Origin of the sequence: Empedobacter sp. UBA6745, assembly GCF_002453775.1 — a bacterium.
GTDB lineage: Bacteria > Bacteroidota > Bacteroidia > Flavobacteriales > Weeksellaceae > Empedobacter > Empedobacter falsenii_C.
The window spans coordinates 21,523-41,708 of the sequence record NZ_DKHL01000034.1 but is presented as its reverse complement, the minus strand read 5'-3'; the positions used below and the strand labels follow the sequence as shown (position 1 = coordinate 41,708).

Annotated in this window: 19 protein-coding genes; 9 read left to right on the top strand and 10 right to left on the bottom strand. The window is 32.1% G+C overall.

From position 1 onward, the window contains the following. The first annotated feature begins 185 nt into the window (after positions 1–185). From B4H69_RS10500 to B4H69_RS10485, 4 genes are all read left to right on the top strand, one after another. Positions 186–1,166 (top strand): IS110 family transposase, encoded by a 981-nt coding sequence (locus B4H69_RS10500; RefSeq protein ID WP_280046252.1) that lies wholly within the window; start codon positions 186–188, stop codon positions 1,164–1,166. A 281-nt stretch (positions 1,167–1,447) separates the two neighbouring features. After that, complete coding sequence (locus B4H69_RS10495) at positions 1,448–2,308, top strand: helix-turn-helix domain-containing protein (protein ID WP_280046250.1); 861 nt, start codon at positions 1,448–1,450, stop codon at positions 2,306–2,308. Positions 2,309–2,398: 90 nt separating this feature from the next. Beyond that, a complete protein-coding gene (locus B4H69_RS10490) occupies positions 2,399–3,325 on the top strand; it encodes an alpha/beta hydrolase (protein ID WP_280046249.1) in 927 nt (308 codons plus the stop codon). A gap of 438 nt (positions 3,326–3,763) precedes the next feature. Further along, positions 3,764–4,024, top strand: coding sequence for a hypothetical protein (locus B4H69_RS10485; protein ID WP_280046248.1), 261 nt, complete (start codon positions 3,764–3,766; stop codon positions 4,022–4,024). Positions 4,025–4,599: 575 nt separating this feature from the next. Here B4H69_RS10485 and B4H69_RS10480 read toward each other — a convergent pair. After that, positions 4,600–8,373, bottom strand: a complete 3,774-nt coding sequence (locus B4H69_RS10480; protein ID WP_291093882.1) for a carbohydrate binding domain-containing protein — start codon at positions 8,371–8,373, stop codon at positions 4,600–4,602. A gap of 43 nt (positions 8,374–8,416) precedes the next feature. Beyond that, positions 8,417–9,103 carry a hypothetical protein gene (locus tag B4H69_RS10475; RefSeq protein ID WP_180904542.1) on the bottom strand — a complete coding sequence of 229 codons (687 nt, stop codon included), beginning with the start codon at positions 9,101–9,103 and terminating at the stop codon, positions 8,417–8,419. Between the two features lie 560 nt (positions 9,104–9,663). On the opposite strand from B4H69_RS10475, the gene B4H69_RS10470 reads away from it, so the two are divergent. From B4H69_RS10470 to B4H69_RS10455, 4 genes are all read left to right on the top strand, one after another. Further along, on the top strand, positions 9,664–10,374 hold the full coding sequence (locus B4H69_RS10470; protein ID WP_180904543.1) for a hypothetical protein: 711 nt from the start codon (positions 9,664–9,666) through the stop codon (positions 10,372–10,374). Then, complete coding sequence (locus tag B4H69_RS10465; RefSeq protein ID WP_180904544.1) at positions 10,375–11,238, top strand: hypothetical protein; 864 nt, start codon at positions 10,375–10,377, stop codon at positions 11,236–11,238. Between the two features lie 49 nt (positions 11,239–11,287). Next, positions 11,288–12,373: an NAD(P)-binding domain-containing protein gene (locus tag B4H69_RS10460; RefSeq protein ID WP_291093879.1), complete on the top strand. Its 1,086-nt coding sequence runs from the start codon at positions 11,288–11,290 to the stop codon at positions 12,371–12,373. A gap of 203 nt (positions 12,374–12,576) precedes the next feature. After that, the gene (locus tag B4H69_RS10455; protein ID WP_038331764.1) at positions 12,577–13,332 is read left to right on the top strand and encodes an acyl-CoA desaturase; all 756 of its coding nucleotides are present in this window, start codon (positions 12,577–12,579) and stop codon (positions 13,330–13,332) included. 34 nt (positions 13,333–13,366) lie between these two features. Here the strand turns inward: B4H69_RS10455 and B4H69_RS10450 are convergent, their stop codons facing one another. From B4H69_RS10450 to B4H69_RS10415, 8 genes are read right to left on the bottom strand one after another with little or no spacing between them, the layout of a single operon-like run. Beyond that, positions 13,367–13,975 (bottom strand): class I SAM-dependent methyltransferase, encoded by a 609-nt coding sequence (locus B4H69_RS10450; RefSeq protein WP_291093877.1) that lies wholly within the window; start codon positions 13,973–13,975, stop codon positions 13,367–13,369. Next, positions 13,975–14,886 (bottom strand): hypothetical protein, encoded by a 912-nt coding sequence (locus tag B4H69_RS10445; RefSeq protein WP_291093875.1) that lies wholly within the window; start codon positions 14,884–14,886, stop codon positions 13,975–13,977. The genes B4H69_RS10450 and B4H69_RS10445 overlap by 1 nt, the downstream gene beginning before the upstream one ends. A 12-nt stretch (positions 14,887–14,898) precedes the next feature. Continuing rightward, the gene (locus tag B4H69_RS10440; RefSeq protein ID WP_291093874.1) at positions 14,899–15,585 is read right to left on the bottom strand and encodes a LytR/AlgR family response regulator transcription factor; all 687 of its coding nucleotides are present in this window, start codon (positions 15,583–15,585) and stop codon (positions 14,899–14,901) included. Then, positions 15,578–16,618, bottom strand: a complete 1,041-nt coding sequence (locus B4H69_RS10435) for a sensor histidine kinase (protein WP_180904549.1) — start codon at positions 16,616–16,618, stop codon at positions 15,578–15,580. The genes B4H69_RS10440 and B4H69_RS10435 overlap by 8 nt, the downstream gene beginning before the upstream one ends. After that, positions 16,611–17,123, bottom strand: a complete 513-nt coding sequence (locus B4H69_RS10430; RefSeq protein WP_180904550.1) for a hypothetical protein — start codon at positions 17,121–17,123, stop codon at positions 16,611–16,613. The genes B4H69_RS10435 and B4H69_RS10430 overlap by 8 nt, the downstream gene beginning before the upstream one ends. Next, the gene (locus B4H69_RS10425; protein ID WP_180904551.1) at positions 17,110–17,916 is read right to left on the bottom strand and encodes an intradiol ring-cleavage dioxygenase; all 807 of its coding nucleotides are present in this window, start codon (positions 17,914–17,916) and stop codon (positions 17,110–17,112) included. The genes B4H69_RS10430 and B4H69_RS10425 overlap by 14 nt, the downstream gene beginning before the upstream one ends. A 6-nt stretch (positions 17,917–17,922) precedes the next feature. Further along, on the bottom strand, positions 17,923–18,663 hold the full coding sequence (locus tag B4H69_RS10420; protein ID WP_115002068.1) for an intradiol ring-cleavage dioxygenase: 741 nt from the start codon (positions 18,661–18,663) through the stop codon (positions 17,923–17,925). A 20-nt stretch (positions 18,664–18,683) separates the two neighbouring features. After that, complete coding sequence (locus B4H69_RS10415; RefSeq protein ID WP_180904552.1) at positions 18,684–19,319, bottom strand: hypothetical protein; 636 nt, start codon at positions 19,317–19,319, stop codon at positions 18,684–18,686. 149 nt (positions 19,320–19,468) lie between these two features. On the opposite strand from B4H69_RS10415, the gene B4H69_RS10410 reads away from it, so the two are divergent. Next, positions 19,469–20,182: a CoA transferase subunit A gene (locus tag B4H69_RS10410; RefSeq protein ID WP_038331757.1), complete on the top strand. Its 714-nt coding sequence runs from the start codon at positions 19,469–19,471 to the stop codon at positions 20,180–20,182. The last annotated feature ends 4 nt before the right edge of the window (positions 20,183–20,186 follow it).

Sequence of the window (20,186 nt, the reverse complement as noted above, 5' to 3'; positions counted from 1 at the left end):
TCTGAACAACCAGAGGGAATAGGTGAACTAGTTCGGCTCTTAAACAGCAAGGTTTATACTGAGCATTAGTCCTATTTCCCTCTTTGGTTTATAGTGCCATTTAGAATGTGAAGCATCGAGGCTTATTAATAGCGTTAGCAATAAAACCAATTGGTTGCCAGAGTTATTTTCCTAAATCTAAATTTATGAAAAAAAATGTAATTGGTATTGACGTATCTAGAGATACACTTGATTATTGCATCTTGGATGTAGAGAGTCATTTAAAAATTGATAAAGGAACCATTGCTAATGAAGAAAAAGCTATACTGAAGTGGTTAGGAGATTTTGATGTTAAAAATACAATAATCAGTTTTGAGCACACAGGTCACTACGGAGCCCTATTAGCCTGGATTTTGGAAGATTCAAAATTTGTTTATTATATAATCAATCCCTTAGATCTCCAGCGTTCGTTGGGCATTCAGCGTGGGAAATCTGATGTTGTTGATGCTTACAGAATCGCAGAGTATACCATTGGGAATAAACATAAATTAAGCCCATTTAAACTTCCAAGTGAAGGTTTACGGAAATTAAAAGTATTAATGACAGCCAGAGAACGTTATGTAAAAATTGCTGTACAGATTAAAAACAGTTTGAAAGCCGAAGAGATTTTAGCAACGAAAGTGGATATAAAAAAGCTAATTAGACTTGAAAATCAACAATTAAATATCATTGAAAAAACGATCAAGACTTTAGAAAAAGAGATGATGGATATGTTGAAATCTATAGATGAATTAAATCTTTCATACAAAAAAATTACTGGAATAATTGGTGTAGGTCCCATTACTGCATTGAAATGTATTATTGAAACGGATAATTTTATGAAGTTTACTGATGCGCGCAAATTCAATTGTCATTGTGGTTTAGCACCGTTTCCATATCAATCAGGAAGCAGTATAAAAGGGCGAACCAAAACACATTTTCTTAGAGATAAAACTCTTAAAGCTATTTTGTTTAATGCTGCTGGATCAGCTATACAACACGATCCACAATTGAGAAACTATTATCTCAATAAGATTGAAAAAGGGAAACATAAATTAACCATTCTTAATGCTGTAGCAAACAAAATTGTACTTAGAATATTTGCTGTGGTAAAAAGAGATGAACCTTTTGTGAAATTAAGTGCTTAAAAATTTGGATTTATCTTAGAATGCTCAATGACATTTCCAATCAGATACTACTTTTTACATAATACATAGTACAACTCTAAAATCTCTATTCTCACATCTAAAATCTCAATTCTAATATCTACTTACTACATTATACCATCCTCTCAATACTCATATCTACTTAATACATATTATATCGTACACTCAACAAACTGCTGTAAAAACTAAAAGAAAATCCGTAAAAATTTAAAGAATACACATGTATTATTTTCTGAAATTTGTAAATAAAACATCGAACGGATTTGGAGAAGAAATACAACATACAAGAGTTTGCAGAATACACCAATATAAAAGGCGTTAAGAATCATCAAATACATCTGACAGATTACGATATGCACCCCAATATTCGAAAACAATCAGCCCCCATTCAGATTGATTTCTACCTATTGGCTATTAAGCTCAATTTCGATAAGACTATTTTTTATGGACAAACCGAATTTGATCCTGCAGAATCCTTTGTTTACCTCGACCAACCCGATGATATTATCCAATGGGATATCGACAACCCCATTTCGGGCTATCACATTTTAATTGATTCGAGCCTCTTTAAGAAAATAGCAAGAACATACAGTTTCACACATTACGGTAATCACGAAGGACTTTTCATCACAAAAGAAGAAGAAAAAATTATAACCGATTTGTTTCAAAAAGCATTTACGGAATACAACCGAAGCCAAAATTTTTCGAAAGACATTGTAGTTTCCTATGCTTCTCTAATTCTTTCTTATATTCAGAATTTTTACAACCGTCAGTTCGATTCCCGAAAAGAATTATACAACAAAACCGTTTCAGATTTCTATAAAAATTTAGAGAACTATTACGACAATTCGCAAGAAATAAAGATGCCTAATGTTTCCTATTTTTCGGAATTAGCTAATTTATCTTCCAATTATTTTGGCGATTTAATCAAGCATTTTACGGGTAATTCTCCACAGGAACATATTCATCAGCATATCATTCAGATTGCGAAAACCAAATTAAGAAACACTTCGCATACTATAAGCGAAATAGCGTATAGCTTAGGATTTGAGTATCCTTCTTATTTTACAACATTTTTCAAAAAAGAAACAGGTATTTCCCCTACTCTTTTCCGTAATCAGTAAATTGTTGAAGCATTAAGGTAAAATGTTTAAGAACCTACCGTATAACATTAATGAACTTTGTCTCATCAGATAATTTTAAAAATTACAAGAATGAAAACGGTAAAATTCAAAAACAAAAATTGGGAAGTTGCAGCAATCCTTCAATTCCCAGAAAACTTTGACGAAAATCAAAAATATCCTGCCATAGTTTGTGCACACCCAATCAGCAGTTGCAAGGAACAAACCGCAGGTAATATATATGGTAAAGCATTAGCTGATGCAGGTTTTGTTACATTAGCTTTTGATGCCTCACATCAGGGCGAAAGCGGTGGTGAGCCCAGATTTTTAGAAGACCCTTCTACCCGTGTAGAGGATTTCCGTTGTGCAGTAGATTATCTAACTACACTTGCTTTTGTAGACAAGAATAAAATCGGTGTTTTGGGTGTTTGTGGTGGCGGAGGTTATGCTGCCAATGCAGCGATGACCGAAAGAAGATTTAAGGCGGTAGTGACTGTTGTAGGTGCCAATTATGGTCGATTGATGCGTGAAGGCGACCTTTCTGCCGATGCAGCAATCAAAACATTAGAAACCATTGCAGACCAGCGTACAGCAGAAGCTAACGGAGCAGAACCATTGATTACCGTTTATGTAGCCCCAAATGAAGACGCAAGAATACAGGCAGGATTAAACGATATTGATATCGTAGAAGCGGTTGATTACTATACCACTCCAAGAGGACAGCACCCCAATTCTCCCAATAAACTGTTGTTTTCAGGATTAGCTCCCGCAGTTGCGTTTGATGCTTTTCATTTAGCAGACCATTTACTAACACAGCCTTTACATATTGTGATTGGAGATAAGGTCGGAGCATTTGGTTCGTATAGAGACGGTTATGAGCTGTTCAATAAAGCAGCCTCAAAAGATAAAAGTATTCAGGTTGTTTCAGGAGCAAGTCATTATGATTTATACGATATTCCCGAATACACTTCTCAGGCTTTGGACAAAATAATTCCATTTTTCAAAAAAAATCTTGCCTAAAAGTAAAGGTAAACCAACACAAAAGTCGGAAGTTCTATTCTCCCGACTTTTGTGTATAAAAAATATGACTAAGATTGATAATTCTTGTACAAATCAATGTTTTGGATAGAATATAAACGAACAAATTTTATGCGAAACTGAAATGAATTCAGCTTAACGTTTTGTTATTTTAGTACATTTTACATACGACTTTATACATTTTACATCTTAACATTTTACAATCCTCTCAATACTAATATCTAAAATCTACTTTTTACTTTTTACAATTCAAGAATCTAATCTGTAATAATACTTAATACTCATTCTCAATCACAAAAAAACCGTTCTCGAAGAGAAAACACATCAAAAAAAACAATTCAATTTCAGAAATACCAATCATTTTGAAATTAGTATATTAGCCAATATCACGAAATAGTTTATCCAAAAGCAATATACAATATGAACATCAGTAACATAGCCCTAAAATGTAAGATCAATCAAAACGATTTGCAAGAATTAATATATGGTAATATTACAATCGGAATTGAAAAAAGATTAGACGTTTCCAAAGAATCTCTGCAAAATTTTATCTACGGTCACGTTGACGAAGAAATTTCGCGAAAATTTAATCTTGCGAAGGAGGACTTACAATTCCTACGCTATCAAAAAGGCGGAGATGGAGCGATAGGAATGATTATGGGATTGCTTTTAATAAAATAGAACCAGATAAAATACCAACTTGCGACAATGAACCCGCTTAATTTTCATTTTAAAAAGCCAGATACTGATTTAGTCGACTTTGTCTATGCGTTTTCGACTTTGACGAATGTCGCAGAGATAGATAAAGGAATTATTATCCCAAATGGAAAAATTGATTTGATGTGGTGTAAAACGAAAGATAAATGTTTTTGTGTCAAGACTTCCCCGAAGGGCATATGAATTCATTTAAAAACAATAATAACTCATGAATAAAAATGAACATATAATTATTATCAACTTGTAACAATTTTACCTAAGCTCCACTAACTCCATTCAAGAAGGGAATTATGTATATTTATCGTCTAAGTCTTCGATACAACGTTTTGCAAACGTCACTCTGACTGACAAATCAAGCCTCCTGAGCAAAATCAAAGGATAATTCAGCTTAACTTATACGTTATTATTAACATAATTGCATTTACTAAATGTCATCTTGAACTCGTTTCAGAATCTCATCAAATAAATAATCCAGACTTATATAAATTATAAAAAAATCCAGACGATATGTCTGGATTTTTTATGATCAATTTTTAAATTTAATTAGATAATCTAATAACTGGATTAACTAAAGCTTCTTGACAATTTTGAAGCTTTACTCTTAAATATTGTGGATTACCATAATTTACTCCTTGTCGTTTAGTTTGCACTTTAACAAGAATAATTCCTTCATTTTCGAATTCTGTATATAATCTGTCTATGTTATAATACATAACTCCTGCTCCTGAATGACTATATTTTAACTGAGAATTTAGAATATCTTCTACCTCTAAAATTTCTTTGATTGGATTTCCATCTTTATCTAATAAAGGTAAATTATTATCCGGATCCTCATCTTCGTCAGGAAGCGTATAAATACCACCAAACTTAACTACTTTTGCAAAAGAAATTTCATATTCTGTACAAAAATCGGGACTTTTAATTGCTAAAAAGTCTGCTGCACAAATTTTTGTCACTTCTTTTGAATCTTCTTGTCCTTCGAATAACATCATTGGCGCAACACGAATATCATGAACATGTAAACCATCTCCTAAGTTTACAGAAACCGTATTAAATTGCTGAATTTCGAAAGAATCGAATGGGATTGTAATTGGTTTAGATATTACAGCTCTACGTTTATTTTTAAAGTTAAACAAACCTATATCTAAAATTCTAAATTTCTCCATATTCTCTTCTCCTACTTTTGTATCACCTAAATAATAAACAATTTTAAAATTTCCTAATTGTAATAAACTCAAGTTTAAGACATTAATATTTGGATAAGCCAATGTTACTTGAATTTGATCTCCAGGTCGAGCAGCTTGTCTCAAATGTGTACGTAAAAATTGTTGATTCAACACCCCTGCCGTTGCATTAAATAAGGTGTAACTATCATAATTATCATCTACAGCATAATAAGGATGTACTACAGAAGATAAACTACTTGCAACATTCAACACTTCTGAACGGTTACCCCAAGTGACATCATGTGTAAATTCATTCAACTTAATATCTACATTTTTGATACCTGTTAAATCTGTTCCATCTATATCTTTTTGTTCCGTTGGATAAAGTAATGATGAAGGTGGGTTGACAGTAATATCGCCTAGCGGTTTATAATTTGGATCGGTTACAAGTTCCTCTTCTTCTATATATGCATGGAAGACAGTAGCCAAATCAGCTACAGAAAGTAAAGAACCTAATTGTACACGAACCCCATTATAAGCTACATGAGTACCATTGCTTTTGGCAGGAATAAAAGAAAAATCGAATACATTATCTCCTTTCAATAAATCTAATACGCCTCCTTTTACACCAAACGACGTTCCTGCATTCTCATTTGTAATGCCTATTGGGATACCGCTTGTTAATCCAATATCATTTGGATCAGTAGCACTAGTATATCGCCCTACTACCGATAAACCTCCAGCGACTTTAAGTCCAGAATATTGTTCACCTAATTTTATGGATACTTTTTTTCCTTTTAACTCTTCAGCCGTATATAAAACACGTTTAGATTTTGGATCATTTGGATCAGATAATTTTGTAAAATATAAATCTACACCTACAGTACCAATTCCCAAAACAACAACACCTCCAATAATTGTTGCATAATCAGCACGGTTTCCATTTACTGCTTTTTCTTTATTAGCAACACCACTTAATCCAGAACTCCAATCTCTAACATCTGTTGCAAAAATCTTTTTCTTAACAATATCACAATCTTTTAAATCATAAACAATCAATTTTATCGTTGTATATGTATTACATCCTACTCTAGCTCCACCTGTAGTAGTCGCTTCTATTGTATAAGAATATTCTCCTTTCTTAAGATTTGAAACTGTATTTCCATCAACTTTTTTACCATCAGCATCATAAACTGTAATGGTAGAAGGGAATTTTGTTGACACAGTAGGAAAAGTAAAACTTGTTCCTTGTTCTGCTGCAAAAGCATTGATATTATCAGGTAGAGTAATTGTATTCTCTTCAGATGGTATAACCAATACAGGAGCTGTATAACTATCAAATCTACTTACCGCTAAGGTATGATAGATATTTGCTTTTCGTCTTACATAAAAAGGTTTTGTTACATTTTCTACGATTATCGAATTTTTGCCATCAACTTTTATACTTCCAATTGATCCTATGGTTGACTCACCACTACTCTCACCTGACGGAGGTGTAATATTTAGCATATTATCAGAATTAGTCCAAGTTACTCCTTTATCAAAACTAATTTCCCAACTATATTTTCTACCAACTAAAGAAAATGGTGTAGAACTACCTCCACCTGCATTTTGTTCTACAATTTTCGCACTAGAATTATAACATACCCCAGAATTTTCTACAAAAATACTCCCTGGATCCCAACCAGAATAAGGAGATTCACTTCCCAAAAAAGTAACAGCAATATCTTGACAAACACCAACCATATTACATAGTGTATAATAAATAGCACCTGTTGGTTTCACTGCGGCAGCTGTAGTAGTAATTTCTCCTGTTGTAGTATTCAAACTAATTCCATTAGGCCAAGTTCCTTTTGGAGAGATCTTAGCATTCTGTTCTATTCCAGAAAAAATAAATCCTTGTCCAGCTATACCTCCATTATAAATATCATTTGAACTAACAGTTGAATATGTTTTAGGGCCAGCAACCCAATCATAAACATCAGTATTTCCTTTAATAGATACGCCTAAATCCTGTTTTACTGTAATTTTTGCAATTGAAGATACGCCTAACAAATTTGTAATTTGATATTCTAACGGATTAGTTAATGCTGGAGCATTTGCTGCAATTACTAATTGCCCATTTGTATCAATTGAATAACCTGTAGGCCAAGTACCCAATGGAATTATAGATGAATTTTTACCTGTTCCATTCAAAACAATACTTCCTACAACTTTAGAATACGAATCATTACCAATGATTGAATATACTCCTCCCTCTAATGTGGTTGTGATAGCATCATCATTCGCTTTGATAATATCATCAATAACTCCATTTTGTGGATTACAATCTATTATATCAGCCGAAGGATCAACAACTTCTTCTAAAACGATGTCATCTATATAAAAATCATTTCCTGTTTCACTCGTCGTATAGTTATTTCTTAAAGAAACAGCGATATCTGTATTACAATTTTGATCAGTCGGTGTAGTAAAAGTCCAAAATAACTGTTCCCATTTATTGGCTTCACTTAATTTCAAAGTCTTTTGATTATTCCCAGTTAAATTACTACCTAGAAGCTGTTCTGTAAGAATATTTTGCGCCTCCATTTTAAGGTCAAATACACTACTACCATTACCCATTACCCAAGCTGATAATTTGTATGTTGTACCTGTTTTCAGGGTAACAGCTCTGCGATAATACTGATTTCTTATCGTACCAGCATTAACAACCATTACAGCTCCATTTGTATTGGCTGTATGATCCGAAACACTTAACCACCAACTTCCAGTTCCAGCTGTACCATTATCAAATACATCTTTCAAATTAGCTGGTGCGACTACAACATAATAACCATCACTGATATTTTTTAGCCATCCATTATAATTAGTTAATCCATAGTTGCTTGCAGGTGTACCGATAGGATTATCCTTACAAGTTGGTCTTGTTGCAGCGACGTAATATGATGTTGCAGCCCTATAATAAGGTGTACATGTATAAGGTGAAACTTCTAAATTTAAATCATTACCAGCTTGTGGTACATAAGGAGATGATTTTCGTGTAGTTGATTGTCCAAAATCTTCTTTAAAGATGATTTGTGCATTAGTTTGTTGTAAAGCAAACAACGCAAGTAAACCTATAAGATTCTTTTTTATATTTAATTCCATATTGTAATTTCTAAAGATTCAACGAATCATTAACCCCTATTAACTACTTAACCTTTAGCACAATATTCATAAAAGAACCATTTCTAATAATAGCATTAGGCGTTACTTTGTATGTAAGAATTCCATTATCATCTACTTTTATATCTGTAAAAACAGTATTATCTGCATATGTTACAAAATATTCATAATGATCTGCTTTTAATACAATCTCTTGAAGACCATTGCTTGTCGTACTAGTTGCAATCGGAGTTTTAAATTGTTGTTGATACAAATCGTGTAACTTTACTGTAAAAATAGACGTTGTATTATCATAAGTATACGACAAATTTGATGTATCTACTACTCTACTGTCTGTTACCACTGTAGGTAATACAATAGAAGGCATGTAAAAGAATCCTGAATTCCCATTTCCAGAAGATAATTTAACCCAAACAAGGCCATCAAAATAATAAAAACCTTCTGCATTTATATTAACAGCTGTACCTGTCTGAGAACCTGTACTAATATTATTAATAAAAACCATTGTAGACTTATCTACATTAAGCATCGATTGTGCTCTCTCTCTATCAACTCTTGGAATTAAAACACCTTCTACAGTTTCTAAAGTTCCTGTTGAATTAACTGCTGTAACATCTAATGTCGCTTTAGGATCATTAGTTCCAATACCTACCTGAGCCAAAACAAATACTGAGGGTGCAGCAAATGCAATAGCAAGTAAAACTTTTTTCATAATTTTTTTATTAATTAAACCAACTTAAAACTACAAAGTATAATAGGAAGACATGATGATATTTATCAAATACAGACATTTATAAATAACTTAATTCTTTATAAAAAGAATAATTCCTTATGTCCCATACAATTAAAAACAAACTCATTTTAAATGACTTAAATCAATATGATTTTTAACACTTTATAGGTTAGTTGTGAAAAATCATATAATCTTCATTTTTTTTTGGATTAAATAAAATTTCAAATAAATAAAATAGAAATAACATAAATTTTCATTTACCAAACCTCTTTTTATTAATTTTAAATTGGAAATAACAGATTATTTTCATATGATATTGTAAGTAAGGTCGTAAGTTGAATACGTTTTCTATTTATAAAGTATCCCGTTTGTACTTTAGCTGAGTACAAATTATTCTCAGTTAGATTAGAAGTTTCTAATTGTTTTATAAGTAATGATTAAAATATAAAAACTAACTCAGCTAAGCAAACAGAACATTATATTTCAAAATTTTTAATAACAACTTTACCTTTTCATTTTTAAAATAGTATTTTGCATAGATGAATGTTTTCTCTTATCATATCGCAAAGCTTAGTCATTTTCAAGCCTTTAAATTGATGCTTTTTCCTTTGAAAACAAGTGAAATTATTGGATTGAGTCATTCCGAAACGATGTCTGCTATGAAATTAGGTTCGCCTATTTTTTCGAAAACGAGAATTTTTAACCAAACTATTGTTGTATTTGCACAATGGGAAGATGAAAAATCTTTAGAAAACTTTCTAAAAAATAATTCATATGGTAAACTTTTAGCGAGAGGCTGGCATGTTCGATTAGATTTTTTAAGACAATGGGGAAATATTTCTGGTTTTCAAATTCCGACAGAAAAAATGGAGGAAAACAGGAAAAATGAGCCTGTTGTTGCGGTAACAATTGCACGAATGAAATACACAGAAATTCCTCGTTTTCTACGCTGGGGAAGACCTGTTGAGAAGTTAGTTCGAGATCACAAAGGCACTACACTTTCGTTGGCTTCTATTCGATATCCCAATATTATTTCGACATTTTCGATTTGGAAATCTCAATCAGAAATGACGGATATGGTGAATGGACATAGCAAAATGCCTGATCCAAAAAGACATGCTAACGCAATGAAAGAGCGTAATCGAAAGGATTTTCATTTTGAATTTACAACTCTTCGTTTTAAGCCAATTTCTGAACATGGACAATGGAATAATTGCAATTCTTTTCTTCCTAAAATTAAAAATATTTAGATGAATTTAGCTTTTACAATGCAAAAATTTCAGGATTGGTTTACGCAACAATGGGTGATTCTTTGGGGAAGAAAAATTAATCCAACTGATTTTCCGTGGTTGATTGCTCCTTTCGGTGAATTGTACGGAATTGGTGAAGAGTTTATGTATCAATTAGCAAAAAAAGAGAATTTAATTATCGCTCGAAATTCAACTTCAAAAGGATTATTAAGTTCTATTCATGAATTAAATTTAACAGATCATCAGCTAGAAAATCTATCAAAAAAAGTGATTGCTTTTTATGAAGCTACAGCAAATTACGATTTAGAATTTAATGTAAAATGGAATCCTTATTTTTCATTTTTTGGTTATTTGGTCAACCGATTATTTAGCCAACGGATTAATCAATTAAATATTCCGACAAAAAATATTGCGCAATCCGAAGATTTGGTAAGTGAAATTATTACGCTAAATCACCCGCAAAACAATAAAACTATTTACACCATTTGGTTGAGAAAATTCAAAACTTCAGGTAAAGTGATTTATTCGGGAATTTACGGAACCTGTACACTTCCTTCTGGAAAAACGTGTATCAAAGCTGTTTTTCCTTTACCAAAAGGTAATGCAACGGTTATTATGAAACCAAGCGTTGGTCTTGAAAATGAATTGATTTTAGATTCGAGTGGAAAACAATTTGGCGATGCTGGTTTCTACTTTTTATTGAATGATGCAAAACACAATTATTGGGCACAATTTATTTCTTCGTTTACTGATCAATTAATTGTAAAAGAAAAAGATAATCATTTACGAGCAATTCAGACACTAAAACTTTGGGGATGTAAAGTTTCACAATTTACATATCGCATTCAGAAGAAACCCAAATAAAACCATTTCTTCACATAAATTTACAAATAGTTTTAATTAGCTTTATATTATGAATCATTCAGAAATATTTTACAAAGTTGATATCGTTGTGATTGGTGCTGGACAAGCTGGTTTATCTGCGGCCTATCATCTCAAAAAAAGAGGAATAAACCCCGGAAAAGGTTTTGTGATTTTAGATGACGAACCACATGCTGGCGGTGCTTGGCAACATAGATGGGATTCGTTGACATTGAGTATAGTGAATGGAATTAATGATTTACCAGGCTTGACTTTTTCTGAAGCTGTACATATACAAGACAAGGAATTGCAAGCGAATAAAGCTGTTCCTGCTTATTACGAAAAGTATGAAAAAGAATATGATTTTCCCATTATTAGACCATTGCGCGTTGATAAAGTAGAAGAAAATAATGGTCGATTTCTTATCCGAACAAATGGTGTTCAATTTAGTGCAAGAGGAATTGTAAATGCAACAGGAACATGGAAAACGCCTAATATTCCTCATTATCCTGGAATCGAAAAGTTTGAAGGAAGACAATTGCATACCAATCAATATAAAAATGCCGAAGAATTTATTGGACAACATGTGATTATTGTGGGAGGTGGAATCTCTGCCGTTCAATTATTAGGCGAAATCTCAAAAGTTACCGAAACAACTTGGGTAACAAGAAGACCGCCCGATTTTAGAGATAACAAATTCACCGAAGAATTAAGACGAGAAGCCGTAGCAATGGTAGATAAACGCGTGAGAGAAGGCTTGCCTACTCAATCGGTAGTTTCAGTTACTGGATTACCTATTACCCCTGCAATCGAAAGTTTGTTGCATACAGATGTTTTAGATCGAAAACCGATGTTCGATGAAATTACAGAAAAGGGCGTTAAATGGAACGACGGAACGGTATTAAATGCTGATGTAATCTTTTGGAATATTGGATTTCGACATTCATTGGACCATCTTGCTCCTCTTCATTTACAAAATGAAAAAGGTGGAATTGAAATGAGTGGAAAATTAGCTACACAAGTTGCAAAAGATCCAAGAATTCATTTAACGGGATACGGTCCATCTGCCTCTACAATTGGTGCAAATAGAGCCGGCTCAGCTGTTGCAAGAGAAATAATTGCTTATTTAGGTTTATAACTTTAACATTTATTTAATCAACGTATTTAGTATTAAATAATTACATATAAAAATCTAATATTAAATGGATAATTTAGTTGATTAGAGCGAATTATAATTAAATTTTTTCATTATAAATAATCAATAATTTTATGAGTTCTATGATTTTAATTAGTGGAATTCACAATCCTAACGATTATATTTGTAAAAATTTAAAATTAGTAATGACAGCAGTAATCATTATCTTTGTTATACATTGGTATGCTTCTTTATTTTTCCAAACTTTTTTTCATCACCGATATGCATCACATGCAATGTTTACGATGTCAAGAGCTTGGGAAAAAATCTTTCACGTTTTAGCGTGGATTTTTCAAGGTTCATCTTATCTAAGTCCCTACACATACGGGGTTATGCACAGACATCATCACGCGTATGCAGACACAGAAAAGGATCCACATTCGCCACAATATGATCCAAATTTCTTTGCGATGATGTGGAGAACACGTATTGTTTACAACGAAATTGACCACGATAAAACACAAGTTTTAGAAAAATTCAAAAAAGGTGTTCCTTCTTGGCGTTCTTGGGATAGATTTGCTGGAAATAATGCTGTACGTTTAGCTTGGGTAATCATTTACATATTAATTTATGTTGCTGTTGACGCACCACTTTGGACGTATTTTGTATTCATTCCAATGCAAGTTTTAATGAGCCCACTACATGGTGTAATCATCAACTGGTTTTCACACAAATTAGGTTACCGTAATTATGATGTTGGAGATACTTCGACAAACTTGATGCCGATTGACTGGTTAATGTGGGGAGAATGTTTGCATAACAATCACCATAAATTTGGTGGACGTCCTAATTTCGCAGTTAAGAAATGGGAATTCGATCCGATGTATCCATGCATTTGGGCAATGAATAAACTGAATATTATTCAGTTCAAAAAAGGTAAATTAGACACCGATTATATGTAAAATGAAAGCGATTCAAATTATTGAATCGCTTTTTTTATTTCTTCTGATAAACAATACTTTCTATATATTTTTTGAAAAATAGTTTGTTTTCGACGATTTCAAAATACGACATAAAACTTTGTTGCATTTTAGGTAATTGAGAAATATCCAAACCAATAACAATTCTAAAAAAGCTTAACATTACGTTCGTTACACTTTTTTGCCAACCTTTCTGATTTTGTACAAAATCAACATAAAACCACAATCCTCCTACTTTCAAATACGAATTTAATTGGTTAAATAATTCTTCTGCTTTAGGTTGATTAAAATGATCGAACAAAAATGTTGTCATCACTACATCATATTTTTTATCCGTTTCGAAATCAAAAATATCAGCACCAATAAAATTGATATTTAAATTTGACGTTTTTTCTTTTTGGGCTAAATCAATCATTCTCGAAGAAAAATCAACATAATCTATTTCCAATTTTAGATTTAATTTTTCTATTTCAGCGATAAATTTTCCCGCTCCTCCTCCAACCCACAAGATTTTATCATTCTCTTTCAAATGTTTCAAAATAACAAAATGAGCTTGATGTTGACGATTCAAAAAAATCAACTGGCTTAACGAATGATAATATGGCGCGATAAAATTATAGTTCATTATTCGAATAAAATTACGCTTAAAATTCCACAAATTGCTTTCAATAAAATCATTCCATCAATCGCAATTAAATAATATAAAATGGCTTTTGGACGATTGAGTTTAAAAGCAAAAATAGCTAAACAAACAATCGGAATTAACATAAACAAAATGCGGTGAAGTGGTAATCCATACCATATTCCGAAGATTACAAAACTCAAAAATCCTAAAAATATTAAGGGCAAAATAATGCGGTTTAACGTAAAATGATAACCATATTTTACAACAAAGGTTTTTAAATTTCGGTTGCTATCATCTTCATAATCTTTCAAATCAAACAAAATCGCATTCACAACGCAATACATAAAGGTTTGAGAAAATAGAAAATAGAATTTTGCATCAATGACATAATGCGTTTCATTCTTCAACATCAAAAATAAAACAGGTAAAAAAACAGTTGTAATCGCCCAAGTCCAGCCAATTAAAAATGGCTTTAACAACATCGTTTTACGCAACGAAATACCTAATTTGAAATCATAATAACCAAAGGATAAAATTGTTGTAAAAAATAAGACAGTCAACCATTTCCAAGTTAATATTTCGTAATTCGGTAAACAATTTATCGCTAAAATAATTCCAGAAATTAAAGCGATTACAGCTAAAATAAATGTATAAATACGAACAGATTTACGATGCGTAATGTAAAACTGAGTTCTGGGATTACTAGATGATTTTAAAGATTTTGGAATTCTGTAGGCGTATAAATAAAACAATACCGTAATGGTGCTAATAAAAGCATAATACGCAATCGAATTAAAAGGTAAACCAATTTTGATATTCGTCTCGATATTGAGCGCAATAGAAAGTAGAATTAAAAAAAAATTGGAAAAAAAAATGTTTACGATAAATCGACTAATCACTTTTTTTTCCATTTTCCTAACAACTTAAACTTTGAAAAACTCTAGAATGACATTTTTATACGTTTCGCCAATCGGAATTTCTTCGTCTTTCAAATATAAGACTTTATTTTGAATTGATTTCACTTTTTTTATCGAAACAATATAAGATCGATGAACACGCACAAAAAGTTGATCGGGCAGTTTTTCTAAAATAGATTTCATCGATATTCGAGCCGTAATTCGCTTTCCATTTTCGAGATGAATTTTTACATAATCATCCAAACCTTCGATAAAATCAATTTCGTCGTAGGCGATTTTATTCAATTTGTAATCAGCTCGAATCGTCAAAAACTCTTTGTCTTCATTCAGTTTTTTATCCACCAAAATCAGCACCGCTTTATTCACCGCTTCCTCAAATCTATCGTAATCTATCGGTTTCAACAAATAATCTATCGCCGCAACATTAAAGCCATCAACCGCATATTCCGCAAAAGCTGTGGTAAAAATAACGGGAATTTTCTTCTCCATATTTTTGTAAAATTCCATTCCATTTGTACGCGAAATTTGAATATCCAAAAACATCAAATCGATTGGAAATTGATTGATATATTTCTGCGCATCTTTCAAATTTGAGAAGGTTTTTACTAACTCAACATATTCATTTCTAGAACAATAATTTTCGATGACCATCAATGCCAACGGTTCGTCATCTATCGCAATTACTTTAATCATTCAAGAAAATTTTTAGTTCAACAATAAATTTAGATAAATCATTATGAATAGCTAATTTATAATGATTTGAGTAAAAATAATCTAATCTCTTTTTCGTGTTCTTCAAACCAATTTCACTTTTCTCAGTTTCAGGGTTTACCTCTTTCGAAATGGTATTTTCTACTCTCAAAAATAATGTTTGTTGCTCAACTTTTATCGAAATAATGACAGGTTGCGAAGCTTCATCAATTACACCATATTTGAATGCATTTTCGATAAAATTAATTAAAATTAATGGCGAAATTCTTAAATCCGCAGGATTTCCTTCAACTTCAAAAATAACAGAATCTTTGTGCGTTAATCTCAATTTTTGTAACTCAATATAATTCTTGATATAATCTAAATCTTGTTGCAACGGCACAAAATCTTTGGAAGAATCCGAAACCACAAATCGCATCATTTTGGATAATTTCATCACAGCATCCGAAGCAGAATCTGACTTTTGAAGCGTTAAAGCATAAATATTATTCAACGTATTGAACAAAAAATGTGGATTAATTTGCGCTCTTAAATAAGCAATTTCCGACAATTGTTTTTCATATTTCACCTCTTGATAACGCTTATTTTGACGAATAAAAAGTGAAACAATCGCCATCATCGAGAACATAATAATTTTCGGACTCCACATCATAAAATCACGTGGCGGTTTTCGAGGTTGAAATTGATCAAAAGGTGGCTTTTTCGGAGGCATTTTATTGAAATGAAACGCCCATTCTGGAAATTTATACACCACAAAAAAGAAAATTATAAGAATGACGATGTAGAAAAAATAACGTTTCTGAAAATATAATTTTGGAATTAATACAAAATAATTCACCAAAAAGAACACTAACAATAAGATGTTTTCGAAAAGCATTCGCTTGAAAAAACCTGTTTTGAAAATGGATTGATCGCTCGAAAAATTTGGCGCAGCAATAAAAGGAATCAACAGAAATATGATTGAAACTATGCTGAAAATAACGATTTCTCTCTTTGTAATTTTTACTTTATTCATCTTCTAACTCAATTGAAACAATAGAAAAATGTTGTCTATTTGGAATCATCAATGTTTTTATATTAGTTTTTAATTCTTCATCCGAAGAAATTAAATAATGATTGTTCACTTCTCCAAAATAGAAATATTGTTTGGTATAAAATGTAAGCGCAACCTTGTGATTTGTGTGATTTTGATTAGATGAATTTATAATATCCAACTCGAAATCTACAAAATTAAGGTGGGTTTTGTTCAAGTTATCTGTGATTTGATACAAATTTCCTTCCAATTGTTCGATATACGGAATCGCCGCCATTCCCACCAAATAATTCAATTGCTCAGCTTTTTTATTTTGGCGCAACAATTCTCGAAAAGTTTCTACTTTATTCGTTTCTTGCTGAAAAAGCTGCTCTTGCAAATAATACTCTTTGTACGTCGCATCAAAAACATATTTCTCCCAAATTGAAGTTGTTGTAGCATCAATCACTAAACGATAAGCAAACTGAACCTTTTTAATTGTTTTCATCTTTTGGTTTTCTATCAAAAGGAGGCATTCCATCTGGAGGTGGTGGCATTCCTGGTCCTCCGCCTATCGGCTCTTTTGCTTCCTCTATATTTTCTGTAGAAATTACAATATTTGCTTCAATTGTATAGCCTTTTTCTAAACTTCCACTCACTTTTGCCAATTGATTTCCGTCTGTATCATCCGAAAAAACATTATCATTCGCATTATACGTATAACCATTCAAACCTTTTGTATAACCATATTCTTTGGCTGAATTTACAATTTTTACAGCAGAATTTTCACCTTCTGGAAAAGCAATTTGAGTCACTTTTAATGATTTCCCTTTTTGATCGTAAATATGAACATGGATATGCGTTGCGCGACTTTCGTACCAACCAGGAAAAATAGAATTGAATTCAACATTTCCATTTTCATCGGTTACTTGTCTACCTCTCAAAAATTTATATGATTTATAATCGGTTGGTTGCATACGCATTCCGCCATATTGCGAATAATTTCCATCTTTATCACAATGCCAAATATCAACAATCGCGCCTATTAAAGGTTGACAGCTTTCATCAACATTTGTTACATTAATTTTAATTGTCGCCTCTACTCCTGTTCGATCGCCTTTTATATTTTTAGATAAAAAATCTTCTGGCTTTTTTGTAGGAAATGGACCTTCTGTTTCAGAGGCCCATACTTCACAATCATTTACAACATTAGAGTCTTTGCAACTCATCAACACTTTTGGAACAATTAAACTTGCTCCTAATAATCCTAAACTATTTTTTATAAAATCTTTTCTTTCCATTTTCTTTTAAATTGAAACTTTAATATTGGATGAAATGGTGTATCCAGCACTCAAACTTCCTGAAACAGTTGCTATTTGCAACCCTTCTTTATCATCACTAAAAACATTATCCTTTGCATTATATGTATAACCCGTCAAGCCTTTTGTATAACCATAAGACGAAGCCGAATTTACCGTTGCAACTGCACTACTTGTACCTTCTGGAAAAGCAATTTGCGTCACTTTTATCGAAACACCATTTGCGTTGTAAATGTGTACATGAATATGCGTTGCACGACCTGAATACCATCCTGGGAAAATACTTGTAAACTTCACTTTTCCTTCAGAATCGGTGATTTGTCTACCTCTCAAAAAATTATAGGATTGATAATTGGTTTGTTGCATTTGCGTCCCTCCATATTGAGAATAATTTCCATCTTTGTCGCAATGCCAAATATCAACGATAATTCCTTCTACAGCAGAACAATTGTTACTCGCATTTTGCACCACAATTTCTATCGTCGCATCAACACCCGTTCGGTCGCCTTTTACATCGCTTCTCATATAACTCGACGGAGTTTTTGTAGGAAAAGGTCCTTCTGTTTCGGTTGGCCAAACCGTACACGATTGATTGGTTCCACCTTCTGTTGTCGAAGTCGAAACATCATTTATTGCATCATCGCTCGAACAAGACGATATAACTTTCGGAACAATTAAACTTGCACCCAATAAACCCAAACTATTTTTGATAAAATCTTTTCTTTCCATTTTGTTATGTATTTTTAGCATTAGTAATCAATTACCATTAACAAAGAATTTTCGCTCAACGATTCAAATTCGACGTGTTCATCTGACTTAATTTCCAATAAATCTCTTGATTCAATTAAACGATTATGAATCTCAAAAATTCCTGTTAACGAAATGACTAACCAATTTCTTTCAACTTTTTTCATTGGTATTTCTGATTCTCTTCTCAAATCAAATTTTCCTAAAAAGACATTAAACAAATCATGGCGAATAATTTTCTCTAATCTATTTTCACGTTCAAAATCAATTGGAACAATCATTTTAGCAATTTGCTGTTTTTCTTTTACCAAAAACAACGAATAGAAATACGAATAATCGTTGCTGTATTCACCTTCGATATCGATAATGGTTCCTTTTTCTAAATAATAAATAAACGATTGATTGACTTCAATTTTCCAATTAAAACCATTCATATTCAAGCGAATATTATTCATCAAAGGCAACAATATCAAATAACCACTTTCTTTAATTACTTTTTGATAAGTACCTTGACCGTTCACAGCAACATCATCAATAAAAGCAAAATCAGAAATAGAATTATCATCATTTAATGCATTAATTCTGATATATTTATTCTCAAATAAATTTCGATTCTCGGCTTTACACAACTTTATCATACTTCATATTATCTTGAAACAAATGTAATTTATCATGTTAATTCAACTAAATTTTAGAGGTTAACCCAAGATTTTTGTAGGTTAATTGAATTATGATTCGATTTTATTTATCTTTAGCAATAGAATTTATACGATCAAACACAACAAAAATGATAAACAAAAAAGTAAACAGCATCGAAGAAGCACTGCAAGGTGTAGAAAGCGGAATGACGCTGGCTGTTGGAGGCTTTGGACTTTCTGGAATTCCCGAAAATCTTATTCAAGGTTTAGTGGACAAAAAAATCAATAATCTTACCTGTATTAGTAATAATGCTGGTGTTGATGATTTTGGTTTGGGATTATTATTACAAGGACGACAGATCAAAAAAATGATTTCTTCTTATGTTGGAGAAAATGCAGAATTTGAACGTCAAATGCTTTCGGGTGAATTAGAAGTTGAATTGATTCCGCAAGGAACTTTAGCTACTCGTTTGATGGCTGCTGGTTATGGGATGCCTGCAATTTTTACACCTGCTGGAGTTGGAACTGAAGTTGCTGAAGGTAAAGAAATCAGAAAATTCACGTTTCACGGAATCGAAAAAGAATATTTGTTAGAATATGCTTTCGAGCCTGATTTTGCAATTGTAAAAGCGTGGAAAGGTGATACTGCAGGGAATTTAGTTTTCCGTGGTGCAACTGCAAATTTCAATCATCCGGCTGCTATGTGCGGAAAAATTACAATTGCCGAAGTGGAAGAATTGGTAGAAATTGGAGAATTAGATCCAAATCAAATTCATACGCCTGGCGTTTATGTCAATCGAATTATTCAAGGTGCGAAATACGAAAAACGTATCGAAAATAGAACTGTTCAACCTAAATCATAAGAAA